The organism is Microbulbifer celer, from assembly GCF_020991125.1.
Classification (GTDB): Bacteria; Pseudomonadota; Gammaproteobacteria; order Pseudomonadales; family Cellvibrionaceae; genus Microbulbifer; species Microbulbifer celer.
In genome coordinates this window covers 1,886,136-1,911,645 of the sequence record NZ_CP087715.1, presented here as the reverse complement: position 1 = coordinate 1,911,645, position 25,510 = coordinate 1,886,136, and the positions used below count along the sequence as shown (strand labels likewise).

17 protein-coding genes are annotated in these 25,510 nt (G+C 58.1%); 10 read left to right on the top strand and 7 right to left on the bottom strand.

The annotated features are described in order from the left end of the window. Nucleotides 1-2: 2 nt before the first annotated feature. A complete protein-coding gene (locus LPW13_RS07995; protein ID WP_230438912.1) occupies nt 3-962 on the bottom strand; it encodes an AAA family ATPase in 960 nt (319 codons plus the stop codon). A 388-nt stretch (nt 963-1,350) separates the two neighbouring features. Here LPW13_RS07995 and LPW13_RS07990 point away from each other — a divergent pair, with 388 nt between their 5' ends. Together LPW13_RS07990 and LPW13_RS07985 are read left to right on the top strand one after the other, a co-directional pair. Beyond that, complete coding sequence (locus LPW13_RS07990) at nt 1,351-6,234, top strand: NAD-glutamate dehydrogenase (protein ID WP_230439172.1); 4,884 nt, start codon at nt 1,351-1,353, stop codon at nt 6,232-6,234. An 87-nt stretch (nt 6,235-6,321) separates the two neighbouring features. After that, nucleotides 6,322-7,362, top strand: coding sequence for a quinone-dependent dihydroorotate dehydrogenase (locus LPW13_RS07985; protein WP_230438911.1), 1,041 nt, complete (start codon nt 6,322-6,324; stop codon nt 7,360-7,362). Between the two features lie 60 nt (nt 7,363-7,422). On the opposite strand, the gene rmf is transcribed toward LPW13_RS07985, so the two are convergent. Continuing rightward, entirely contained in the window at nt 7,423-7,626 is a 204-nt protein-coding gene (gene rmf, locus LPW13_RS07980) for a ribosome modulation factor (RefSeq protein ID WP_230438910.1), read from the bottom strand. A 400-nt stretch (nt 7,627-8,026) separates the two neighbouring features. On the opposite strand from rmf, the gene rlmKL reads away from it, so the two are divergent. Beyond that, nucleotides 8,027-10,240 (top strand): bifunctional 23S rRNA (guanine(2069)-N(7))-methyltransferase RlmK/23S rRNA (guanine(2445)-N(2))-methyltransferase RlmL, encoded by a 2,214-nt coding sequence (rlmKL, locus tag LPW13_RS07975; protein ID WP_230438909.1) that lies wholly within the window; start codon nt 8,027-8,029, stop codon nt 10,238-10,240. A 34-nt stretch (nt 10,241-10,274) separates the two neighbouring features. Here the strand turns inward: rlmKL and LPW13_RS07970 are convergent, their stop codons facing one another. Together LPW13_RS07970 and LPW13_RS07965 are read right to left on the bottom strand one after the other, a co-directional pair. Continuing rightward, on the bottom strand, nt 10,275-12,689 hold the full coding sequence (locus LPW13_RS07970) for a bifunctional serine/threonine-protein kinase/formylglycine-generating enzyme family protein (RefSeq protein WP_230438908.1): 2,415 nt from the start codon (nt 12,687-12,689) through the stop codon (nt 10,275-10,277). Nucleotides 12,690-12,714: 25 nt separating this feature from the next. Further along, nucleotides 12,715-13,737, bottom strand: coding sequence for a PP2C family protein-serine/threonine phosphatase (locus tag LPW13_RS07965; protein ID WP_230438907.1), 1,023 nt, complete (start codon nt 13,735-13,737; stop codon nt 12,715-12,717). Nucleotides 13,738-14,035: 298 nt separating this feature from the next. Between LPW13_RS07965 and LPW13_RS07960 the strand changes: the two genes are divergently transcribed. Both LPW13_RS07960 and LPW13_RS07955 read left to right on the top strand, forming a co-directional pair. Continuing rightward, entirely contained in the window at nt 14,036-14,920 is an 885-nt protein-coding gene (locus tag LPW13_RS07960) for an FHA domain-containing protein (RefSeq protein WP_230438906.1), read from the top strand. A 1-nt stretch (nt 14,921) separates the two neighbouring features. Continuing rightward, nucleotides 14,922-15,209 carry a glutaredoxin family protein gene (locus tag LPW13_RS07955; RefSeq protein WP_230438905.1) on the top strand — a complete coding sequence of 96 codons (288 nt, stop codon included), beginning with the start codon at nt 14,922-14,924 and terminating at the stop codon, nt 15,207-15,209. A 92-nt stretch (nt 15,210-15,301) separates the two neighbouring features. Here the strand turns inward: LPW13_RS07955 and LPW13_RS07950 are convergent, their stop codons facing one another. Then, entirely contained in the window at nt 15,302-17,377 is a 2,076-nt protein-coding gene (locus LPW13_RS07950) for a transglycosylase SLT domain-containing protein (RefSeq protein ID WP_230438904.1), read from the bottom strand. 202 nt (nt 17,378-17,579) lie between these two features. On the opposite strand from LPW13_RS07950, the gene LPW13_RS07945 reads away from it, so the two are divergent. Beyond that, on the top strand, nt 17,580-19,463 hold the full coding sequence (locus tag LPW13_RS07945; protein ID WP_230438903.1) for an ATP-binding cassette domain-containing protein: 1,884 nt from the start codon (nt 17,580-17,582) through the stop codon (nt 19,461-19,463). Nucleotides 19,464-19,486: 23 nt separating this feature from the next. On the opposite strand, the gene LPW13_RS07940 is transcribed toward LPW13_RS07945, so the two are convergent. Further along, complete coding sequence (locus LPW13_RS07940; protein WP_230438902.1) at nt 19,487-19,930, bottom strand: universal stress protein; 444 nt, start codon at nt 19,928-19,930, stop codon at nt 19,487-19,489. Between the two features lie 166 nt (nt 19,931-20,096). Between LPW13_RS07940 and LPW13_RS07935 the strand changes: the two genes are divergently transcribed. From LPW13_RS07935 to LPW13_RS07920, 4 genes are all read left to right on the top strand, one after another. Further along, nucleotides 20,097-20,636: a hypothetical protein gene (locus LPW13_RS07935; protein ID WP_230438901.1), complete on the top strand. Its 540-nt coding sequence runs from the start codon at nt 20,097-20,099 to the stop codon at nt 20,634-20,636. 293 nt (nt 20,637-20,929) lie between these two features. Next, entirely contained in the window at nt 20,930-23,710 is a 2,781-nt protein-coding gene (topA, locus tag LPW13_RS07930; protein ID WP_230438900.1) for a type I DNA topoisomerase, read from the top strand. Next, on the top strand, nt 23,710-24,237 hold the full coding sequence (locus LPW13_RS07925) for a DUF6586 family protein (protein WP_230438899.1): 528 nt from the start codon (nt 23,710-23,712) through the stop codon (nt 24,235-24,237). Before topA ends, LPW13_RS07925 begins: the two co-directional genes overlap by 1 nt. 86 nt (nt 24,238-24,323) lie before the next feature. After that, the gene (locus LPW13_RS07920; protein ID WP_230438898.1) at nt 24,324-24,581 is read left to right on the top strand and encodes a hypothetical protein; all 258 of its coding nucleotides are present in this window, start codon (nt 24,324-24,326) and stop codon (nt 24,579-24,581) included. 147 nt (nt 24,582-24,728) lie between these two features. On the opposite strand, the gene lexA is transcribed toward LPW13_RS07920, so the two are convergent. Further along, nucleotides 24,729-25,337, bottom strand: coding sequence for a transcriptional repressor LexA (lexA, locus tag LPW13_RS07915; protein ID WP_230438897.1), 609 nt, complete (start codon nt 25,335-25,337; stop codon nt 24,729-24,731). Nucleotides 25,338-25,510: the final 173 nt, after the last annotated feature.

Sequence of the window (25,510 nt, the reverse complement as noted above, 5' to 3'; positions counted from 1 at the left end):
CCTTAAATCGCCGGGACCTGTTGCAGCAACCGGTGGATTACCTGATCCGCATTGGCGCCGGCGGCTTCCGCCTCGAAGCTCAGCAATAGTCGGTGGCGGAGTACATCCGGGGCGATCGCCATTACGTCATCGGGCGTGACGTAATCGCGCCCGGCGAGCCAGGCGTAGGCACGGGAGCATCGGTCCAGCGCAATGGTGGCCCGGGGGCTGGCGCCGAAATCGAGCCAGCTGGCCAGCTCGGCATCGTAGCGCCCCGGTTCGCGCGTGGCGATTACCAGTTGCACGATATAGGTTTCCACGGCCTCTACCATCTGCAGGTCGAGGATCTCTTTGCGCGCGGCAAACAGCGTTTCCTGGCTGATGATATTTTCCGGGCGGCTCTCGCCCAGGCTGGCCTCGGCGCGGGCCAGTTTCAGGATCTGAGTCTCTGCAGCTGCATCCGGGTAGGAAAGGTTCACCTGCATCAGGAAGCGGTCCAGCTGGGCTTCCGGCAGGGGGTAGGTGCCTTCCTGCTCGATCGGGTTCTGGGTTGCCATCACCAGGAACAGGTCGGGCAGCGAGTAGGTTTTGCGCCCCACGCTGATCTGGCGCTCCGCCATCGCTTCCAGCAATGCAGACTGCACTTTGGCCGGCGCGCGGTTGATCTCGTCTGCCAGAATCAGGTTGTGGAACACCGGGCCGGGCTGGAAATGAAACTCGCCGCTCTCCGGGCGGTAGATATCGGTGCCGGTAATATCCGCCGGCAACAGGTCCGGAGTGAACTGGACCCGATGGAAATCCCCTTCGATGGCATCCGCCAGGGTTTTGATCGCTTTGGTCTTGGCGAGGCCCGGCGCGCCTTCTACCAGAAGGTGTCCATCGGCGAGCAATCCTATGAGAATACGATTGACCAGAGTTGCTTGGCCAATAATCTGCTGCTCCAGCCAATCGCTCAGAATTTTTATCTGCTGGCGTGTGTCCATATCGTCACTTCTTTTGCCAATTTCCTGTTTCAATACGCTGCCCGGATCCAAGTGCTGTCTATCTTAATGAGGACGCTATCTATCCTCTTTAATATAGATAGTGACCCGAGGCAGTTGCGCGGGCCGGTTGATTTTAGCGGCAATAGGCCGCATGGCAACCATCGGGGTGACCTAGACAGTAATCGCGGCGTTTTGTTCTACCTATTCCGGTAGACAGCCTCGAAAAAGCGACAAGCGGCGCTTGTTTCTTTTTTCCGGGCCCTAATGAGAAAGATTGAGAGCGTAAATACCGCAGCTTAGCCGATGGTTGGGCAGCGAACCGATTTTTCGCGATAGGAACAGTATCGCGTAGGACAGGAGTTTGGTGAGTGGGAGGTTGTGCGTGAGTATGGCAACGGTAATGACCGATAGCCGGGAAGAGTTACTGGATCAGGTCAGTGGATTGATCCGCGAGCGCCTTGGAGATAAAGCGGCACCAGTGGTATCGCTGGCCAGGCAGTTCCTGCACCAGTATCCTCTGGAAGATCTGATGGGGCGTCGCCTCGCGGATATCTACGGCTGCATTTATACACTGTGGGATTTTATCCAGCAGCGGGATGCCGGCACGCCCAAGGTGCGGGTCTTCAATCCGCGCCTTGAGGATCACGGTTGGGAGTGCTCCCACACGGTGGTGTGTGTACTGCAGCGGGATATGCCGTTTCTGGTGGATTCCGTGCGGATGGAAATCAATCGTCGCGACACCGTGATCCACTCCATCAAAAGTACCATCGTGGACTTGCAACGGGGCGAAGGCGGGCGTCTGCAAGAGTTGTTGCCGCCGCACAAGGACGATGTGCGACGCGAAGACGACCCTCGCAGCAGCAGCGAAGCGCTCATCTACGTGGAGATCAATCTCGACACCTCCAGCGCCCACGCCTCGGATCTGACCCGCTCCCTGAAAGAGGTATTAGGGGATGTGGAGCTGGCGGTGGATGACTATGTGCCGATGCTGGATACCTGCGCGGCGATGGAAGATCAGCTGCACGCGGGGATTTCCCAGAGCGACGCCAACCTGCAAGAGGCCAGCGCTTTCCTGCAGTGGATGCGCGACGGTAACTTTACCTTCCTCGGCTACCGCGAGTACGAATTCTGCGAACAGGGGGACAAGAAAGTCCTGTGTGAAGTGGAAAACCGTCGTCTGGGCATCTTCAAAGGCCTTTCCCAGCCGGCCGAACCCACGCCTGAGTATGACTTCAACGAGGGCAAGCAGCGCTTCTACCAAGGGCCGAACTACCTCACGTTTGCCAAGTCCTCAGTGAAGTCCCGGGTCCATCGCGCCGCCTATTCCGACTACGTGAGTGTCAAACGCTACGACGCTGACGGAGAGGTTATCGGTGAGTCCGCGTTTATGGGGTTGTACACCTCACCGGTGTACACCGAGAGTCCGTCCAAGATTCCCATCATCCGCCGCAAACTGGCCTCAGTGATGGAGCAGAGTGGCCTTTCTCCCACCAGCCACGATGGCAAGGCGTTGCAGCGGATTCTGGATACTTTCCCCCGGGATGAGTTGTTCCAGAGCAGTACCCGAGAGCTGTTTGATACCACCCTCGGGGTTCTGGCCCTGAACGAGCGCGCCCACTTGCGCCTGTTCATGCGCCGTGATCCATTTGGAAAGTTCGTTACTGCCACTGTGTTTGTACCGCGGGAGCAATTCAACAGTAATGTGCGGGAAATGATCTGCGATCACATCACCCGTGCAATCCATGCTCTGGACTCTGATTTCACCACTTACTTTTCTGAATCCATCCTCGCCCGGGTGCACTTTGTATTCCGTGTCGACCCGAACGAGCCGGTGGAGTTTGATGTAGCGCGACTGGAGGCGCAAATCGTGGATATTACCCGCAGCTGGGAAGATGTGTTCAAAAAGTCCCTGATTGACACGCACGGTGAAGAGGAAGGTAGCAACCTAGTCAACGTATTTGGTCAGGCATTTCCGGCCGGCTATCGGGAGGATTTCGAACCCCGGATCGCGGTGCAGGATGTTGTCTCGATTCGGGAACTGAGCGCCGACAACCGGGTGGCCATGAGCTTCTACCAGCCGATAGGCGCAGAGCCGGGCAGTCTCCGCTTCAAGGTTTTCAACTGGGGTAAGGGGTTGACCCTGTCTGATGTGATCCCGGTACTGGAAAATCTCGGCCTGCGGGTAATGGGGGAGTTCCCATATACCATTCGCCCCAAAGGCCAGCAGGATGTGTGGATGCATGAATTCCACCTGGAGTTCGGCCTGCCCACCCGTGTCGACGCCCAAGCGTCACGGGCCCTGTTCCAGGACGCCTTTGCGGCAATCTGGGATGGGGTAGCAGAGAGCGATTCTTTTAACCGTATGGTGCTGGCGGCACGCCTGAACTGGCGGGAAGTCTCCATGCTGCGCGCCTACGCCCGCTATCTGAAGCAGACCAAGTTCAGTGCCAGCCAGTCGTATATCGCGGCGACCCTCGCCAACCATGTGGAAATCACCCGCAACCTGGTAGCGCTGTTCCGGGCCATGTTCGATCCGCGGATCAACTCTCCGGATCGGCAGGAGCAGGGGCGGATTGAGCGTCTGATCAAGAAAATCCACGATGGTCTGGACGGCGTCGACAACCTCAATGAAGATCAGGTGCTGCGTCGCTACCTGGATCTGATCCGGGGAACCCTGCGTACCAATTTCTTCCAGATGGGGGAAGACGACCAGCCCAAAGACTATATCTCCATCAAATTCAGCCCGCGCGATATTCCGAATATCCCCGAGCCGCGTCCGGAATTCGAGATTTTTGTCTATTCGCCACAGGTGGAAGGTGTGCATCTGCGTGGCGGTAAAGTGGCCCGTGGTGGTCTGCGTTGGTCCGACCGGCTGGAGGACTTCCGTACCGAGGTGCTGGGCTTGGTCAAGGCGCAGAACGTGAAGAATGCGGTGATCGTACCCAGTGGTGCCAAGGGCGGCTTTGTGGTGCGCCGGCCGCCGGTGGACAACAGTCGTGAAGCGATGATCGAGGCCGGTATCCGCTGCTACAAAACCTTTATCCGCGGCCTGCTGGATATTACTGACAACCTGAAAGATGGTGAGGTTGTGCCGCCGCCGCGGGTTATCCGTCGCGACGAAGACGACCCCTACCTAGTGGTGGCCGCGGACAAGGGAACCGCTACCTTCTCTGACATTGCCAATAGCATTGCCGCCGAGTACGACTTCTGGCTGGGGGATGCCTTTGCCTCTGGCGGAAGTAACGGTTATGACCACAAAAAGATGGGTATTACCGCGCGCGGCGCCTGGGTTTCCGTGCAGCGCCACTTCCGTGAGATGGGCGTCAATGTCCAGCAAGAAAACTTCTCCGTGATCGGCATTGGCGACATGGCGGGTGATGTGTTCGGCAACGGCATGCTGCTGTCGGAGCACATTTGCCTGAAGGGCGCCTTCAACCATATGCATATCTTTGTGGATCCGACGCCGGATGCCTCCAGCAGTTTCCACGAGCGCAAACGCCTGTTTGAACTGCCGCGATCCAGTTGGACTGATTACAATCTCAGCCTGATTTCGAAAGGTGGCGGTATTTTCGAGCGTCGCGCCAAGTCGGTGAAAATTTCCCCGGAAATGAAACAGGCGTTTGCGATAGAGGAAGATCAGCTGACTCCCAATGAATTGATCAGTGCCATGTTGCGTGCACCGGTGGATCTGATCTGGAACGGCGGCATCGGCACTTACGTGAAGGCCACTAGCGAGAGCCAGGCGCAGGTGGGGGATAAATCCAACGATAACCTGAGGGTTAATGGCAACGAGTTGCGCTGCCGGGTATTCGGCGAGGGCGGAAACCTGGGGATGACCCAGCGAGGTCGGATCGAGTTCTCCCTGAATGGTGGACGCTGCAATACTGACTTTATTGACAATGCCGGCGGCGTGGATTGCTCGGATCACGAGGTCAACATCAAGATCCTGCTCGATAAGGTGGTGGCCAACGGCGACCTCACCGACAAGCAGCGCAATCAACTGCTTGAGGAAATGACAGAGTCTGTTGCCGAGCTGGTGCTGGACAACAACTACAACCAGACGCGCGCTCTCAGCGTGGCAGCCTACCAGGTTGGCGAACGTTTCGATGAATATCGTCGGTTGATCAACGCGCTGGAGAGCGAAGGGCGTCTGAAGAGGGCGCTGGAGTTTATCCCGGATAACGAGCTCCTCAATGAGCGCCAGAACAAGGCGTTGTTCCTTACCCGTCCCGAGCTCTCGGTACTGATCTCTTACGTCAAGGTGAAGTTGAAGGAAGAATTGCTCAGCGCCGATATCATCGACAACGCGCGGGTGCAGGAAGCAGTGGAGTCCGCGTTTCCACCGTCACTGGTGTCCCGGTACCGCGCACTGGTGTATGACCACCAGCTGCGTCGTGAAATTGTGTCCACCCAGGTGGCCAATGAAATGGTCAACAGTATGGGAATCACCTTTTACCACCGTATCAGCAGCGCGACAGGAGCGGATATCAATACCATTGCCGCGGCCTACATGAGTGCCCGGGATGTCTACTTGATGCCAGAGTTCCAGCAGGGTGTTGCGGCGCTGGACTATCAGGTACCTGCAGAGCTGCAACTGCAGCTGATGAACTCGATGATCGGTCGGGTACGGCGGGCTACCCGCTGGTTTGTACGCAATCGCCGTGTGGATCTCGACCCGGCCCAGGAGCGGGACCTGTTCCAGGACCCGGTACAGCGGGTCATCCGCGCGTTGCCGGAAGTGCTGAGTGGCGAACCGTTGCGGGAGTGGAAAAAGCGGCATGATCTGTTGCTCGAACACCAGGTCCCGGAACAACTGGCATTGCTGGCCGCGTCGCCCACTTACTTGTTCTCCGCGCTCGGTATTTCCCAGTCCGCCCGTATTGCGGACCGCCCGGTGGAAGAAGTGGCAGAGATGTACTTCGCGCTGGCGGACAAGCTGGGGCTCTACTGGTTTGGCAATCAGATTATCGAACTGCCGGTGGAAACCTTTTGGCAGGCACAAGCGCGGGAATCCAGCATGGATGATCTGGACAGTCAGCTGAGCAAGCTCGCAATCCACATTCTCCGCCTGGCCGGTGAAGATGGCCTGGATGTGGATGGCGCAGTGACCCACTGGAGCGGTATCATGGCGCAGCCGATTCAGCGTTGGGATAGCCTCCTCAAGGAGCTCAAATCCGCACCGCAAGGGGATTTCGCCATGTTGACGGTGGCCCTGAGAGAGCTGATGTATCTGGCGAATGCCACGGCGGACCAGGAAACCTTGACGGATTGAGGATACGACTCAATTGTCGAGATGACTGTCGCGTGAAGTTGTCAGAATGAATCGCGACAGTTAAACCAAAAGAGTTGAAGGAAGGCCATGTACGATTATCTGCGCAAAGCCCTGTTTGCGTTGGACCCAGAGCGGTCACATCACCTGTCACTGGATGCGATTGGCGCGGCGGAGCGCCTCGGTATTACCTCCCTGCTTGCCCGGGGCATTCCGGATGATCCCGTGGAATTGATGGGGCTGACACTGCCTAACCCGGTGGGGTTGGCGGCCGGCCTGGACAAGAATGCCCAAGCCTACAATGGACTGGGCGCACTCGGATTCGGTTTTGTGGAGGTCGGTACGGTTACCCCGCGCCCACAGCCAGGGAACCCGTCGCCGCGACTGTTTCGCCTTCCCGATGCGGAGGCGATTATCAATCGCATGGGGTTTAATAACGAGGGCGTGGACTACCTGATCGAGCGGGTGAAGCGCCGTCGCTATGCCGGCGTACTGGGGATCAATGTGGGCAAAAACTTTGATACCCCGGTAGAAAAGGCGGCGGATGATTACTGCCTGTGTATGGAAAAGGTCTACCCCTACGCAGACTACATCACGGCGAACGTGTCATCGCCAAACACCAAGGGGTTGCGGGATCTGCAGTTTGGTGACAGTCTGAGCCATCTGCTTTCTGCGGTGAAGGAAAAGCAGCAGGCACTGGCCAGCCAGCATGATCGCTACGTACCCGTGGCGGTGAAGATCGCACCAGACATGGATGATGAATCCATTGCGCATGTGGCAAAGGTGCTGAAAGATCACGAAATTGACGGTGTCATTGCAACCAATACCACCATCGACAAGTCTTCGGTCAAGGGCTTTACCCATGGCGAGGAGGAGGGCGGTCTCAGCGGTCGCCCGTTACAGGCGCGCTCCACGGAAGTCATTCGCAAGCTCGCTGGCGAACTCGACGGAGCGATTCCAATTATCGGTGTCGGTGGTATCTTCGACGGCGAGAGTGCGGCGGAGAAAATCCGTGCCGGTGCAACGGCGGTGCAGATTTATTCCGGCTTTATCTATCGCGGCCCAGCGGTAATCAGTGAGGCCGCAGCTGCTATTTCAGCCCTGCGCAAGGGGCGGACAGTCAGCTCGTAAATTGCCATGGAACTCCCGGGGGCCACTGCGACGCCCGGGGGTTTTACTCAGATTTTATAATCACATATTTTCTATGCGTTGCGCCTGAGCCCGCGGTCCAAAACCACTCCAGTAATCCTGCCGACCCTGTCGCCACCCATTGACCCACTCCTGATGTCGGGCCCCATTTTCGTGCGGGCAGCTGTCGTGATTGCGCCCTTCAACCGCGGCAACATAACCTTTGTGGAAAGCTCTATCGGACTGATTACGCTTTTGACGTCTCATGAACGGTTTACCTCTCGTTTTCGTTCATTAACTCCCCCCTCATTGAACAGCTTATTGTCATTGCTGTTCATCGGGAAGGGGATCAGTACACCAGAAACAGAGGGACGAGCGAATGATCGTTTTGTTCTGAAAAAGGTGTTCTATAGGTGTTGTATTTATAGGGCCTGAATTCAATGAACCTGAATTCAATGAATAAGAGCAACGATTTGACACCAGGGGCGGGTATTGGAGAATCCGGTGGCGCTTTGCTGTATCCTTGCGCCCCCACCGTCACCCATGGCCAGTTTGTCCGTGTGTGGGTGGCCAGAACGGCAGGGCCTGCAGCCCGTTTGCAGACACGTCGGTTCCCGGCTTCAGCAACCGATTTCACAACTATCTGTACAACCGTGAGAGTACGATTTTGACCGATCAGCACGACTTTACCGCGACCTGCCCCAAAGGGCTGGAAAACCTGCTCGCCGACGAACTGCGGGGCTTGGGCGCGGCCGTTGAGCGAGAGCAGCCTGGGGCTGTCCGCTTCAAGGGCAATCTGGAGAGCGGCTATCGGGCCTGCCTGTGGAGTCGGCTGGCGAACCGGATCCTGCTGAACCTGGCGCAAACCCGCATCGTCGATGCCGAAGATATGTACCAGGCGGTCAATGCATTGCCGTGGGAAGAACATATCAGTCCCAGTGGCGTGCTGTGGATACAGTTCTCCGGCACCAACCGTGAAATCCGCAACAGCCAGTTCGGTGCTCAGAAAGCAAAAGATGCGATCGTCGATCGCCTGCGCAAGACTACCGGCGCGCGGCCGGATGTAGACAAGCGCGATCCCGATCTTACCGCCACTCTGCGCCTGCATCGCGACCGGCTGGATATTGCCATCGATCTCAGTGGTGACAGCCTGCACCGCCGCGGCTATCGCACCCATATTGGCGCTGCGCCATTGAAGGAGAACCTGGCCGCTGCGCTATTGATTCGCGCCGGTTGGCCGGAAATTGCCGCGGAAGGCGGGGCTTTACTGGATCCGATGTGTGGCTCCGGCACTTTCCTGGTGGAAGCGGCACTGATGTTTGGGGATATTGCCCCCGGGGTGATGCGGGGCAGCTTCGGATTCGAGCACTGGCTCAATCACCAGAACGATATCTGGATGGCACTGCGGGAAGAGGCGCTGGAGCGGCGTGCCGCCGGTATGGAACAGACATTCCCGGAAATTCGTGGCTACGATGCCGACGCCAAGGTGCTGTTTGCGGCAGAAGCCAATATTGCCCGTGCCGGGCTGGAGCGGATCGTCCGCGTCAGCCACCGACCGGTTGCCTCCTTTAAGGTGCCCAGCCACCGACCGGTAAAACCCGGACTCGTACTGACCAACCCGCCCTACGGCGAGCGGCTGGGTGAGCAGGAGGCATTGCGGGATACCTATGCGGAGCTGGGGCAACAGCTGAAAAAAGAATTTGCTGGCTGGAGAGCAGGCATTTTTACTGGCAATCCGGAGCTGTGTTTTTCAACCGGCCTGCGCTCCCACAAACAGTATCAGCTGTACAACGGCAGCATTCCCAGCCAGCTGCTTCTATTTGACATTCATGCTGCCAAGCAAGGCACAAAGTCTGGCGAACCGGTAAAACAGTTGTCAGACGAAGTGCAGATGGTGGTGAATCGCCTACGCAAGAATCTGCGCAATATCGGCAAGTGGGCGAAGAAGGAAGGGATTGACTGCTATCGCCTGTACGATGCCGATCTGCCGGAATATTCCGCTGCGATTGATATTTATCGATCGGTGGAAGGGCAGACATTCGCGCATGTTCAGGAATACCGTGCGCCGGCGAAAATTCCCGAGGACAAGGCGCGGGCGCGCCTGGGAGATCTGGTGCGGGCAGTGCGTGAGGTGCTGGAGTTGCCGCCGCGCAATATCAGCATCAAAGAGCGCCGTCGCCACAGCCATAAAGAGAGCGGCAGCCAGTATCAGAAAAACCGGGTTGCTAAAGCGGCAGGAGAGGCACCGGTGTTCTGGGCGCGGGAATATGATGCCGAGGTAGAGATCAACCTGTGGGACTATCTCGATACCGGACTGTTTCTGGATCACCGCCCGGTACGGAAGTATCTGCGTTCGCTATCCGGCGGCAAGAAATTACTGAACCTGTTCTGCTATACCGCCACCGCAACGGTGCAGGCGGCAATAGGCGGTGGGAAAGCGGGGGGGTGTACTGAAAGTACCAGCGTCGATCTATCAAAGGCCTACCAGGCCTGGGCGCAGCGTAATTTCCGTCACAACGGCTTGGACCCCTACCGCCATCAGCTGATCGAAGCGGATTGCCTGCAATGGCTGGAAGCGGCCCAGCAGAACCGTCGCGGCCAGTATGATGTGATTTTTCTGGACCCGCCCACTTTTTCCAACTCGGCAAAAATGCGCTCGGTGCTGGATATCCAGCGGGATCACGCCGATCTCATTCGCCAGTGTATGGCGTTGCTGAAGTCCGACGGCGTGTTGCTATTTTCCAACAATCTGCGCAGTTTCAAAATGGATGGTGAGGTGAGTGCGGAATACGCGGTAGAGAATCTGTCGGCAAAGTTGCTGGACAAGGACTTTCAGCGCAATCCCAAAATCCACAATGTGTGGGAAATTCGGGCGCGCTGAGCCTTGAGCCGGGTTGTTAAACCCTTGGCCCTGGTTACAGCTCCATGACCAGCCGGAAACCCACCTCTTTGGACGCGGCGCGCTGGTTCAGGCCGGTACGGTAGTCTGAACTGATGTTGCGCAACGGCTCGCGCATGGAGCCACCGCGTACCGCGCGCAATTCGCAATTTTTGATCTGTACAGGGCTGGCATCGCCGCGGTGCTTGCTGTAATCGCCAAGGAAGCAGTCCTGTACCCATTCCGCCACATTGCCCGCGGTGTCGAACAGGCCAAAATCATTGGCTTTATAATTGCCCACCGGGGCCGAGGACACGGAAAACAGGCTGTTGAATTCACTCGCGCACCCGCGGCGACAATTCGCTTTGCCGCGCGCGCTGGTGTCGCCCCACCAGAATGGCCTATCACTGCCAGCTCTCGCCGCGTATTCCCATTCTGCCTCACTAGCCAGGCGGTACTTTTGCCCGGTCTGCTCCCGTAACCAGCGAGAGAACGCCTGCGCATCTTCCCAGCTGACGTTAACCACCGGACGCTCGCCCCGGCCCCAGCCGGCGTCATTGGGCAATACCCGCCCGGTATCCCGGGCAAAGAGATCGTACTGCGCGAAGGTCACTTCGTGGACAGATATTGCAAACCCGTAGGGGATGGAAATCTCGTGCTCCGGACTGGTAAACGGACGGCGCTTGTTGCCCATGGTGAAGCTGCCCGGATCCAATACCACCATTTCCGGGCCGCGCCCGCCGATATTCAGTGGCGAAGTGAAAGTTTTGCCTGGGGGGTACTTGCGCTCCAGTTGTACGGCGAGGTTGATATCCGCACTTTCAATTTCTACCCAGCGTCGCACGCTGGTAAACCCCGGCTTGCTGATTTCCACATCGTAACGGCCGGGTTCAAGTGCGATCCCGGGCTCATAGCGCGGCACGATGTTCATGATGCGAATGCGGGCATTGTCCGGTTGCGCAGAAACTGTCAGAGCGTAGGTTTCCGGCGCTTCAGCTTTGGGCGAACCCGCCGTGCGCTTATCTGTATTCCCGCTGTTTTGTTCAAGCGAGGCAGAATCGGGGGAGGCGTCAGCGGCCGGTTCGGCGATTGCTGTCACCCCGATTACTGGTGATGAGGCCGGCTCCTGGGTTGCTTCAGAAGATCGTGCCGCACGTTCTACTTTGCGCAAAGTGGGTTGCGTCTCAGGGTTGAGGGTGTCCTGATCGGCCTGTACGGGGCCGGGTAACTGCGGTTCTTGCGTTACCTTGTCCGACAGTAGGATCTGCGACGTGATGCCCACTGCATCATTTACCAGTGTGGATTCGCTCTGCCACTGAAATTTCTCAGTAAACAGGGTAAACAGCACCCAGGCCAGGGTGAGGCTCGCGCAGAGCATCCCGGCCATCATCCACGAGCGCTTTTTGACCGGCTGCGCCTGCTGCATGATCTGCTGGAAGCGCATGATGGTCTGCTGCTCTGCCCGCCCCGAAGACTCGGCGATTGGCTTGTCACGCCACTTGGCCCAGGAAGTTGTCACCTTGTCCTGAATCGTGCCGTACAGCGTCATCAGCAGCGCGCGCAACAGGCTTGAAACCCGCACCGAGGTGTTGTTCAGCTTGGTGGCGGGCGTGGGGGATTTGCCTTCGATAGCGGCCAACAACTGGTCAATGGCATCCACGACATCCAGGCCGCGCTGGAATCTCTGATCCGGGTCTTTGGCCAGAAAACGGTCCATCAAACCCTGATAGAGGGAGTGGCGGGCCGGCAGGTGCGGGATCGGATCGGTGAGGTGCTTGATCGCAATCGCCACCGCTTCTTCCGCCTGGTAGGGCACGGCACTGGTGAGCATTTCATAAAACACCACGCCCAGGCTGTAGAGGTCGGCGCGGCCATCCACGGCGGCACCGCGGGCCTGCTCCGGGCTCATGTAGTGGGGCGTGCCCACTACCATGCCGGTATTCGTCATGCGGGTAGTGCGGGCCACTGCTCGCGCCACGCCAAAGTCGGTCAGAACTGCGGATCCGTCTTCGCGGAACAGAATGTTTTCCGGTTTGAGATCGCGGTGTACGTAGCCCTTGTTGCTGGCGTGATCCAGCGCCATGGCAATCTGGCGGGTAATGTGCAGGGCTTCCAACGGTTCAATCGCACCGCGGGTGAGGGCATCTGCCACGGAACCACCGGGCAGGTAGTCCATGGCGATATAGTTCAGGCTGCGATAGCGGCCGATATCGTGTATGGCGACAATATTGGGGTGAGAGAGCTGGCCAACGATATTGGCCTCGCGCTGAAAGCGTTCGCTGAAGATCGGATCGGCGTTCAATACCGGCGACATGACTTTCAGTGCTACCTGCCGGCCCATACTGCGCTGGGTGGCAAGGTACACGGTGGACATCCCACCCTGATTGATTTTCTTCAGGATCTGGTAGCCCGGAATTTCCAGCGAGGCGGCACCGCTGCTGACAACTTCCATTCAGTTTTTCCCTTGTCAGGCCCGTTCAGTTACCGCTTATCCACTGCCATGCGGCGACTGCAGCCGCCGCCAACCCTGCGAGGCAGACAAGCGCTATTGTAGCGGTTCGACCTGAGAGTTTGCCGTCTATGGTGGGAAATTGCCGGGATTCAGCTAACGTTTCATCCGTGAGGTGCATCTGATTTTGACTGTCCGGTTTTAACGGTTCCGGGGCACTGATCAGTTGAACCGTAACATTGTCGCGACCGCCGCCGTCCAGGGCGGCAGCGATAAGCAGGTCTACTGCCCGCTGGTTGTCTGCATTGCCGGCCAGTATGCCCTTGATGAGGTCTTCGTCGACTTCGTTGCTCAGGCCGTCGCTGCACAGTAGTAACTTCTGGCCGGGTTTCCATGAAAACGAGGCGCGATCAATTTCCAGCTGGGGGTTGGTGGATCCACCAATACAGCGGGTAATGACGTGGCGATTGGGATGGTTGGCGGCTTCATCGGCATTGATTGCGCCAGAATCCACCAACATCTGAACGTAGGAGTGGTCGATGGTGAGCTGTTGTAGCTGTCCGCCGGGCGCGTCGGCACGGGATTGGTCCGCTCGCAGGACGGTGTCGGCATTGGCTGTGGCAGTTTCCGGCGCCTGGGATGTGGCGTTTTCAGCGGGGGTCCACAGATAGGCGCGGCTGTCGCCGACCCAGTATATGTGGAAGTAGTCGCCGTCTTCGGCGATGACCACAGCGGTAGTCCCCATGGCCGTAGAGCTCTCTTCCCCGGCCAGCAGAGCGTGGGCGCGGCGCAGGGCCTGTTCGTAGTGTCGGTCGGTGGCGGAGGATCGCTGGATTTCTTCGACAACGGTCTGGCTGGCGATTTCGCCCGCCTGGTGACCGCCGAGCCCATCTGCAACCACCCAAACTCCGCGCTCTTCGTCTCCCCAGAACGCATCCTCGTTCTGGTCGCGACGGTACCCGGTATGTGTGGCCCCGGCGCTGCGTGGCATTGCGCCTGTGGCGGGGTGGCTCACGCCGCTGGGGCGTTCCCGTACTCTGGCTTCATTCACTGGATTGTAACTGCCTGTTACTCGTATTTATTGTCGATAGCGCATAGTGGACATCCGGGTCCGGTATGCACCGATAATAGAGCCTGTGGCCATTGTAAGCTGCAAACGGTTTCACAGGCCAACGAAATAGGTCGTGATAGACTCCATCCATCGATTTTGAATATGAAACGTGAACCGCCGCTCCCTATTGATAGTTGTCTGGGAGCGGCGACTAGTTGAGATTGTGCCTTGCGGCTGAGGAAAGAGAGCGCAGTCGTATGCTCCCACCGTGTCGCGACTATTCAAGGATACCCAGGCAATGCTCAAACTTTGCGATGTAAAAGACGCCAGCCAAAGCGTATGGCTGGTTTCCCCCAAGGTCACGGTCGGGCGCAGCAGCCAGTGCGACATGACTCTGGCAGACAGTTCGGTCGCCAAGCTGCATATAGAAATTCTGGTGAACGGCGAAGAGCTTGAACTGCACAATCTCGCGGGTGCGGGTCATGTGGCGGTCAACGGTAAACTGGTGGATGGGCACTGTAAGTTGGGCCGCAATGATCGGGTTCAGCTGGGGGAGCGCAATCTGGCAGTGATCGACCCCAAGATCACTCGGATCAAAGCGGCGGGCGCCGGCGCCAATGTCTCCTGGGCTCTGCGTGCGAATCACCCCGCCATTGTCGGCAGGGTTTACCCCGTACGGGAAACCAGTGTGGTAGGGCGCTCGGATGAATGCGACCTGACATTTGCCATGTCGCACCTGTCTCGTCGCCACGCGCGCCTGGAAGTGCGCGAAGGGCTGTTGTTTGTCCTGGACCTGGGGTCCGCCAATGGCACCTTTCTCAACAATCAGCGTATTACCGAGTCCCGGGTGCGACGCGGCGATGAGCTCCGGTTCGATAGTCTGAGCTTCAGCGTGGTGGGGCCCGCAGATGACTTGAATAAAACGACGGTACGGCAGGCCGTCTCACCGACGCCGGAAGCGGCGTCTGCAACCGCGGTACACAGCGGCGCAGGGTCGTCTTCCGGTGCGCTGGCGCAGCTGCGCGATAGCGGAATGCCAAACCGCACTGCCGGCGGTGCGACCAGTGCCGGTTATCCTATGCCGGCGCAGGGAGGTGGTGTCGGAAAATGGCTGTGGCTCCCGGTGCTTGCCGCGATCGCTATCGCGGGCTTCCTGGTCGCTCGCAGCCAGGGAGCTCTTTGACTTGAGTACACAGAAGCAAGCCAGAAAGCTCGAGGGGGCAACATCCAGCGCACTGATGTTCTATACCACGCTGGGCTGCAGTCTGTGCGAAAAGGCCAAGCCTGCGATCTGGCCAGTGTTGGAAACATTCGGGCTGCAGTTGCAGCCAGTGGACATTGCAGAAGACGAGCAACTGTCGACACTGTTTGGGTGGAGCATTCCGGTGGTAGGGCTGGGCAATACCGGTGATGTGTTGTGCTGGCCGTTTACCAGTTCAGAGCTGGAAGCCTGGTTGCGCGAGCGGCTTTAACGCCCCTCTCAACCGCCCCTCTCAAACCGCCCTTCTGAAAACATCAGTCACCGGCCCGAACCCATCGGGCGGGACGTCCCCCTCAAAAACGGTCAAAGTTTTTTCCTGGCTTCGTTGTCCCGCAGCAGTGTGGCTTTATTGCCGGTGCGATAGGCGTAGACTACCGAGTAATACAGCACGTTCTGTACATATTTGCGGGTTTCACTGTACGGGATGGTTTCGATCCACACGTCAAAGGGCAACTTGCTACCGGTATCTTTCAGCCAGCGCGAAACCCGGGTAGGACCGGCGTTATAGGCCGCGGCAGCGAGAAACCGGTTGTCGTCAAAGCGGTCCAGCAGGGAGTTCAGATAGAAGGCGCCGAGGTTGATATTGGTGCTCGGTTTCAGCAGGTCCCAGCTGCGGCGATAGGGCACCCCGGCTTTGCGCGCCGTGGCCCGGGCCGTTGATGGCAGTAGTTGCATCAGCCCCATGGCCCCGGCGCCGGATTTGGCATCGTGACTGAAGTGGCTCTCCTGGCGCGCTACGGCAAAAATCAGGTAGGGATCCAGTGCCTTGTTTTTACCCACCTTGTCAGCCATCTCTTCCACGATATCCGGAAATGCCAGCGGGAAGCGCAGCTCCAGATCGTCGAGGTAATCCGCCGCCAGAATTGACTGGATAGATTTGTGGTGCCAACCCCACGCGCTGGCAACTTTGCCCGCGGCCATCAGTTCGCGCGGTGTCATACTGTCGGTGGCGTAGTTCCATTCGCGCCGTGCGTGGTAAAACTCGCCGATGGCCTGCAGCTCCCGGGTGCGTTGCATGTCCGCCCGAGCGGCGACCTCATTCACCTGTTCTGGTGTGACCGGCGCCGGCCGATCGACAAAGCTGTAATCTTTGCCAATGGTATCTGATGCCAGGAAACCGTAGTAACTGCGCTCGGCGGCCGCTTTCTGGAGCAGGCGGGTGGCGAGCTCGGTACGCGCAGAATCCTTTTTGCCACTGGCAGCGATCTGCTCTTGAATAGCCCGGGCTTTCCAATACAGCCAGCGATCGAGATTGCGCTCGTCTTCCGGCAACTGGTCGATCCAGAACTCCACCTGGGCCCAGTCCATCTCCCGCAGAGACTGGCGGATCAGCCACTCTGATGTGCGCAGGTCAAAAAAGCCCTCATTCTGTTTCATCAACGCTTGCAGGCCTTTCTTGTCATCCTTCCAGGCAAATCTGAGCGCCAGGTGACGGAGAAAGTCCTCCCGCTCTTCGTCGTCGTAGAGGAAGCTCGCGCTGTAGCGTTGCCAGGCTGCAGCGGCCTTGTCCGGATCCTGACTGGCGAGCCGGTACAGGCCGATACCGACGATATCCCGGTACTCGGGATCCTTTTTTACAAAGCGGTTATAGTCCAGTATCTGATCCGGGTCTCGATAGACCGAGCGCATCAAAGCGGCCCGCCTGGCGGCGGGTTTGCTCATCTTGCGCGCGATATATCCGGCGAGATCCAGGTTGCCGGCACTTACGGAGAGAAAATGCCGTCGCCAGGCGATCTCCGGTGTGAGCCCGCCGTCGGCCATCCAGCGGGCGAATGCCGGGTCGCATTCTTTGGGCTGCGAGGCGCCCACGGTCCACAGCTTCTCAATCAGCGGATAGGCTTCCTTTTTGTCGCCATGGCGAGATAAGGCGTCCACGTAGTAGCAGCGCAGCTGGGTGCGGGTAATGGTTTCGGGGTCGAAATACTTCAGGTAATCGCGGAAGCGCTTGCGGCTACCGAGTTCGCGGAGCAAGCGCACCCGCATCCAGTCGCCGATCGCAGTGCCGTGATACTTATCCAGAAAGCCATCGATTTCGTTGAAGGGCAGGCGAGAGAGCCTTTTGGTAATGTCCCAGTACTCGATGTAGGGTAATAGTGGATAATCTTTGAGTTCGCGCTCCAGCTTTTGCAGTTCCGAACGATCATTGGTGGCAATGGCCATGCGCGCCTGCTGGAGTTTTTCACGCTGGGCGACGATTTTTTCTGCTTCCTTGACTGTCTGGCTTTCCTGCGCCTTCACGGCGCGCGCCGCCGACTTGGGTCCGGTGCCCATCCCACGGGCGTCAGCGAGCAGTGGCGCTGCCTGGGAGACCGTGTTCCAGGAGAGTGTCCCCAGTGTGGTGGCGAGGAAAATGGCGAGTCCCTTGCTGCCAATCGACATACTGTAAACCCGATTGAGAGTTCGCTTATTCGTACCGGGCAGAATAAAGCGTAAAATGTCTTTTTTCACCCAGGTGAACCTCTATGAGCCCGTTGGGCCCGACTTGAAGGCCGATCAGGCGGTGTTGCCGCTGCAACCTTCAGGTCACGCGAGTTATTGCGGAAGTGTTCTGAGGTTCCCGAAACCATTGTAGTTGTTATTTATGTTGCTTCAGTTGGATGGCGTTTCTTTACGCTATGGTGTGCAGATTCTGGCAGACCAGATCTGTGCGAAAATCGAACGCGGAGACCGGATTTGTCTGGTGGGGCGAAACGGGGAGGGCAAATCCAGTCTGTTGCGCCTGATCGCCGGTGGTGGCGATCCGGACGAAGGCGAGGTCATTCGCCAGAGTGGTGTTGTGCTGGCCACTTTGGAGCAGGCCCTGCCAGAGGACTGTACCGACTCGGTATACCAGTACGTGGCCGCGGGGCTGGGGGACGTGGGCGTCTGGCTGGCACAATACCGGCAAAACCTGGACCCGGACCTGCAGGCGAAAATCGAAAATGCTCACGGGTGGGAGCTATTGGCGCGCATAGACAGCGTGCTCGATCGACTGAATCTGTCTGCGGATGACAAGGTCGCTTCACTGTCTGGCGGCTGGCAGCGCAGAGCGGCGCTGGCGCGCGCGCTGGTGATTGAGCCGGATCTTCTCATTCTGGATGAGCCCACCAACCACCTGGATATTGCGGCGGTGGAGTGGCTGGAGAACTTTCTCAGCAGCTACCGCGGCGCTCTGTTGTTTGTCAGCCATGATCGGGCGCTGGCACAGCGCCTTGCCACCACGGTATGGGATCTCGACCGCGGGATTCTCAGAACCTTCAACTGCCAGTTCAATCGCTACCAGGAGGAAAAAGAAAAGCTCCTGGAGGAAGAGGCGCGCAACGACGCGTTATTCGACAAAAAACTCGCCCAGGAAGAAGCCTGGATTCGCCAGGGTATCAAGGCCCGTCGGACCCGCAATGAGGGGCGAGTGCGAGCGCTGAAGTCACTGCGCAAAGAGCGTTCCGGGCGACGCCAGCGGCAGGGCGTTGCACGTATGTCCCTCGACTCCGGAGAGAAGTCTGGCAAGCTGGTGGCAGAATTGACCAACATCAGTTTTGCATTCCCCGGCGAACAGCCTCTGTTTCGTGACCTCGACTTCACTCTGATGCGCGGAGATCGGGTTGGCCTGATCGGCCCGAATGGCGCGGGAAAGAGTACCCTGATCCGGGTGCTGCTCGGCGATCTGGAGCCGACCAGCGGCAATGTGCGATTGGGCACAAAGCAGCAGGTTGCGTATTTCGACCAGCGCCGGGATACCCTCAACCCGGATATGACGGTACTGGATAATATTGCCGAGGGTCGTGAAAGTATCGAGATCGGCGGCAGTACCCGGCACGTCATGTCGTATTTGACGGATTTCCTGTTTACCGGTGTCAAAGCCCGCACCAAGGTCAGTGCCCTCAGTGGCGGCGAGCGCAATCGCGCACTGTTGGCCAAGTTGTTCAGTCAGCCCGCGAATATTCTGGTGCTTGATGAGCCCACCAACGACCTGGACGTGGAAACCCTGGAACTACTTGAACAGCTGTTGCTGGACTTCCCGGGCACAGTACTGCTGGTGAGCCACGATCGGGCGTTCCTCGACAATGTAGTGGATAGCTGTCTCGCGTTTGAGGGAGAAGGCGTCGTGCGGGAATACGTCGGTGGTTACGAGGACTTCGTGCGCCAAGGCGGGCGATTCCTCAGTGCCGAAGAGCAGCTGCAGGCGCGCAAGCCGGAGAAGTCGGTAGGTTCATCGTCCAGCGAAAGCAGCGTCGGTACTGAGCAGAAGCCTGCGCCGCAGAAAGCTAAAAAGCTCAGTTACAAGTTGCAGCGGGAACTGGATGCGCTGCCCGGGAAAATTGAGACCTTGGAGCAGTCCATCGGTGAAATGGAGCAGGAAGTGGCGGCGCCAGATTTTTACCAGCAGGACAGCGAAGTGGTGCAAGCCCGTCTGCAGTACCTGGCGGACCTCCAGCAGCAGCTGGAGGCGGCGTTCGAGCGCTGGGCAGAGCTGGACGAAATGTGACCGCCGGGGTGTGGTGCTGGCGGTTACTCTTCCGGGTGATGTACCCGTACCGCCAGCACGTCACAGCCCGCGCCGTGCAAAACGCCGTTGGCCGTCGAGCCCAGCAATAGTGCGAGGCCGTGCCGCCCGTGGCTGCCAATGACAATCAGGTCGCAGGCAGACTCTTCTGCCAGGCGGTGGATTTCGGTGGCCGGCTGTCCCAGTAGAACGTGCTGCTGTTCCGCAGGGATGTTCAGGTTTTGCGCCGCCTTGCGTAACTGCTCTTTTGCCTGATTCTGCAGTTGCTCCTGTACCTCTGAGAGGTCCATGGGGATATCGCCGCCATAGGCGAATGTGAGCGGCTCAATGATGTGGGCCAGGCTCATACTTGCGCCGCTGTCACTGGCGAGTTGCGCTGCACGGTCCAGTACCTGAGAAGATTCCTCGGAAAGATCCAGTCCTACCAGGATGTGTTTGTAACCTGCCATAAACCCCTCGCTGTTCCGGTATTAGTTGCCGATTCAATAGTGTCCACTGGCCATTACTGAGTCTACTTTAAAAAAACAGACTTGACACAACCGCCCTGGCGCGATGAAAAATGGGCGGCTTATTGACGCGTATTTGTCTTCCGGATTACTGGATAGGGAATTTTTCATGGCCAGCTGGCTTCCTCTTGTTGTGATTGTACTCGCCGTCGCGCTGGTGATCGGGCCGGTGATGTGGCTTAAACCCAGCAGCCGGGATCGGCGCCTGGCGAGCCTTCGACAAAATGCGACCAGTGCCGGTCTCAAGGTGCAAATGCAGGCGCTCCCGGCTGCCGAGGGTACCGGTACTGCCGCGGTCTACATTGCCGGCTGGCGTAATCCGCGCAAACTGCATACCGGCTGGGGGCTGGAGTTACAGCGTATGTCCCATGAGATGCACTTCGCCGGTGTCTGGGACTGGCGCAATGGCCGCCATGCGCCGCCGGCGGCGGAATCAGCGCTGCGGGATCTGCTGGAGAAGCTGCCTGCGGACGCAACGGCAGTGCTGTGTAGTGATGGCGGGCTCGGGGTGCAGTGGAAAGAAACCAGTGGCGAACCGGGATTCAAGGCTATTCAGCACGCGCTATCGGAATTGCGCCCAATAATAGAAGAAGCCATTCGCGAGCCGCAGCGGAATGATTCACGCAGCGAAGATGGAGAGAAAAAATGATGGTGCGGTGCACCGCGGCTGCCGACTTGCTTTCGGTAATTTGCCTCCAGATTTGCCGATGTTCTGCCAGATCCCGGGATCTGGGCTGCTTTTCTGGGGCCGTTTGCCCCCCGGAATTCTGCTTGAACCCCGGGGCCACGCACCGGTCACAGGAGCTATAGTCGAGACTCGACCGCCGCTTAATGCTTGACCGCAGAGGGGGCGGAGCATATATATTCGCGCAACGCGCTGTACAAGCCGGCTGGTTCCGGTAGAGTGTTGGCAGTAAATTTTTTATTGAAAATCAAAGGCTTATGGGTAAATCACTGGTCATTGTCGAATCGCCGGCCAAAGCAAAAACAATCAACAAGTACCTCGGAAAGGACTTCGTGGTGAAGTCCAGTGTCGGTCATATTCGCGATTTACCGACTGCGGGATCCAATAAAAAGCCGGTTGATCCAAAGGAGCGCGCCCGTCGCGCCGCGGAAACCCGCAAGCTGTCTCCGGAACAGAAGGTCATCTACAAGCGCAAGAAAAACCGCGAGCAGTTGATCAAGCGCATGGGGATTGACCCGGATCACGACTGGAAAGCGCACTACGAAATTCTGCCGGGCAAAGAAAAAGTGGTAGACGAGCTGCGTAAGCTCGCCGCCAATGCTGACCACATCTATCTCGCGACGGACTTGGACCGCGAAGGGGAGGCGATTGCCTGGCACCTGCGTGAGGCCATTGGCGGTGACGATCAGCGTTACCGTCGCGTGGTGTTCAACGAAATCACCAAATCTGCGATCCAGGAGGCCTTCAAAGATCCGGGCCCACTGGATATCAATCGAGTGAATGCGCAACAGGCGCGACGTTTTCTAGACCGTATTGTGGGTTACATGGTTTCCCCATTGCTGTGGGAAAAGGTAGCGCGCGGCCTGTCAGCGGGACGGGTACAGTCTGTAGCCGTGCGCCTCGTGGTGGAGCGCGAGCGGGAAATCCGGGCCTTCATTCCCGAAGAGTACTGGACATTGTTTGCCGACACAGAAACGGCAAAGTCCGACCCGCTGCGGCTGGAAGTCAAGAAGCACAGTGGCGAGGCCTTCCGCCCCACCAATGAAACTGACGCGATGGCCGCGCTCCAGGCACTGCAGTCCAGCAACTTTGAAGTGACCTCGCGGGATGACAAGCCCACGAGTTCAAAGCCCGGCGCGCCGTTTATTACTTCCACGCTGCAGCAGGCAGCGAGTAACCGCCTCGGCTTCAGTGTCAAGAAAACCATGATGATGGCCCAGCGGCTGTATGAAGCCGGGTATATCACCTACATGCGTACCGACTCCACCAATCTGAGCGCAGAAGCTGTCAGCGCCGTGCGAGCGTTCATCGGTGAGAACTACGGCGATAAATACCTGCCCGAAGATCCCAACCGCTACAGCAGCAAAGAGGGCGCGCAGGAGGCGCACGAAGCGATTCGTCCTTCGGATGTACGGGTCAAACCGAATACGCTGTCCGGTATGGAGCGCGATGCCGAGCGTCTGTACACCCTGATCTGGCAACAGTTTGTGGCCTGTCAGATGACGCCGGCCCAGTACACGTCCACTTCAGTGGTTGTCTCGGCGGGAGACTTCGAGCTGCGTACCCGCGGGCGCGTGATCCGCTTCGACGGCTTCCTTAAAGTCGCGCCGCCTCCCGGTAAAAAAGATGAAGACCTGGTGTTGCCCGACATCAAGGTCGGCGAAAAGCTGAATCTGAAAAAGCTGGATCCGAAACAGCATTTCACCAAACCGCCGGCGCGTTTCAGTGAGGCGGCATTGGTAAAAGAATTGGAGAAGCGCGGGATTGGCCGACCCTCCACTTATGCATCGATTATCTCCACAATTCAGGACCGCGGGTACGTACGCCTGGAGAATCGTCGTTTCTACGCGGAGAAGATGGGCGATATCGTCACCGACAGGCTCAGCGAGAGCTTCAAAAACCTGATGGATTACGGCTTTACCGCGAACCTCGAAGAGTCCCTCGACCAAGTTGCGGAAGGCGACCGTGGTTGGAAAGATCTGCTCAACGAATTTTTCGCTGACTTTTCCTCGCGATTGGAAGTCGCGCAGGATGCCGACAACGGCATGCGGCGCAATTCCCCTACGGATACCGATATCGAGTGCGCAAAATGCGGTCGGCATATGCAGATCCGAACCGGTTCCACCGGGGTATTCCTCGGCTGCTCTGGTTACGCCCTGCCGCCCAAGGAGCGTTGTACCAACACCATGAACCTGGTGTCGGGGGAAGAGGCGATCGATGCGGACAAAGACGAAGATGCCGAAACCCGGCAGTTGAGGGAAAAGCACCGCTGCCCGAAATGCGGCACCGCGATGGACAGTTACCTGGTAGATGAGCAGCGCAAGCTGCATATCTGCGGTAACAACCCGGATTGCACCGGGTTCGAGGTAGAGAAGGGCACCTTCAAGATCAAGGGCTATGATGGTCCGGTGATCGAGTGCGACAAGTGCGGCCACGATATGCAGCTGAAGTCCGGCCGCTTTGGCAAGTACTTTGGCTGCACCAACGAAGAGTGTAAAAACACGCGCAAGCTGCTTAAGAGCGGCCAGCCTGCGCCGCCCAAAATGGACCCGGTGCCCATGCCGGAGCTGCCTTGCGAGAAAGTGGATGACACCTACATTCTTCGCGATGGTGCGTCCGGGCTGTTCCTGGCGGCGAGTCAATTCCCGAAAAACCGCGAGACTCGTGCGCCGCGCATTAAAGAGCTGCTGCCGCACAAGAACGAAATCGACCCGAAATACAGCTTTCTCTTCTCTGCCCCCGCAGAGGATAACGAAGGTCGGGACACCGTTGTTCGCTTCAGTCGCAAGACGCAAGAGCAGTACGTGCAGTCCGAGGAGGACGGTAAAGCCACGGGCTGGAAAGCGTTCTATCGCGATGGCAAGTGGCAGGTAGAAGCGCCCGCGGCTAAGAAGGCGCCTGCGGCCAAGAAAAAGCCCGCAGCGAAAAAAGCGCCCGCAGCGAAAAAGAAGGCCGCTGCTAAAAAGGCACCCGCCAAGAAGAAAGCGGCCGCTAAAAAAGCACCGGCCAACAAGAGCACCACTACCCGGAAATCCTGATGAGTAACCCCTATACCGGCACAGTGGCTTCCGCGGTGCGCAAAAGCCAGCTGTTGCTGGCTTCTGCCTCAACACTGCAGGAAGCCTCGGGCGCAGGCAATATGCTTGAGCGCCAGGCGCTCATAGAGGGGGCCGTACTGCAGTTGTGGCGGGCATTCAGGGCTTTTCTCGCGGAGCAGTCCCATCAGCTTCAATTGGGTGTAGAGCCGGAAACTGCGCGGGACCTGGGGCGTTACGCCGAGGCCGCCAACAAAGTCAGTGCTGAGGTCACGGAACTGTGCAACCTGGCTGACAATCCTGACAGCTGGGTGGTTGCGCTGCAGTCCGCCTGGCGGGGGTTGTTAATACCCGGGCAATCCCCGCTCACTGCGGCAGGAGCCCAGAGATCGTCAGCGGTTAATCTGATTCCGATGGCGGAACTCAGGGACGATCCGGCAGCAGCGTTGACCGCTGAGTCTGTCCTGGAATGGCAGCAGGCACTCATCGAGCTGGTGACTCGTCAGCGCGCTCAGGGGCAGGAGTGGTGAAACGGCAACGGTCGCCGGCGCGCGACTGATCCCGTTCCCACCCTGTGTTACACTGCGCGCAAATCCCGCTGTAACTGGAGAAGTGAATGTCCACCGAGACCTACGAGATCATCGAGTTGTCCAATGGCGACGTGGCCCTGCGCCGTGCCGGCCACAAGGAAGACCCGTTGGTGCGTATCCAGTTCTCTGAGGAAAGCCTGCATTTTCTGCGCGAGCACAAAATTGCCATCGCTCGTGCCATGCTGGAAGCCGGGATCGAGGCCGTGCAGGATATCGGGGCCCTCGAAGCAGACGCTTTCGAGGAAGACGAGGCGGTAGACGTGACCGAGCACACCATTCACTGAACAGGTTTGACTCACTGAGCAAACTTGGATGTGAAAGCGGCAATTCGCAGTATGTCAGAACCAAAAACAGGGCCATCGGGCCCTGTTTTTGGTTGTGGTGTCAGAGGGAGAATCCGACGTTTAGTGTCTTAGTCCGGCCACATCGTATCAGTCGGCGTGTTGGCGAATCACGCCGACCGCCAATCCTTCGATGGCGAAGTTCTTGTCTCGCATATCCACCTGAATGACGTCAAAATCCTCGTTTTCCGGCAGTAACTGCACCGTTGCCTGATTGCCGCGGCGACGGAAGCGTTTGACCGTTACTTCATCTTCAATCCGCGCAACCACAATCTGGCCGTTGCGAATGTTCTCGGTGCGTTGTACCGCCAGCAGGTCACCGTCGAAAATGCCCGCATCCTTCATGCTCATACCGTGTACGCGCAACAGGTAATCCGCAGGGGGGTGGAAGAACTCTGCGGGAATCTCGCAATATTCCTCGATATTCTCTTCCGCCAGTATCGGGTTCCCCGCGGCAACGCGGCCGACGATGGGTAAGCCGCTCTGGTAGTCGGGAATGCGAATGCCCCGGGAGGCGCCGGCCACCATTTCGATAGCGCCTTTACGGGCCAGTGCCTTGAGGTGCTCTTCCGCCGCATTGGGGGAGCGGAAGCCCAGTTCCTGGGCAATTTCTGCGCGCGTCGGCGGGTACCCGGTGTCATCCAGGTAGGATTTGATCAGCTCGAGTACCTGAGTCTGGCGCGGAGTGAGATTCGTCATGGGCTTTCCTGTTGTCTGTATTTATATACAGTTGCTGGGATTATATACAGATTTGGTGTGTCTGCAATTCTCCAGCTGTATTTTTTACAGCTGCTAGACTTATAGGGGAGTCCCACTCCCAATTTGCACAATAAAAGTGATGATGAATTTGAGAGTGCGGCATATAAAGGAGA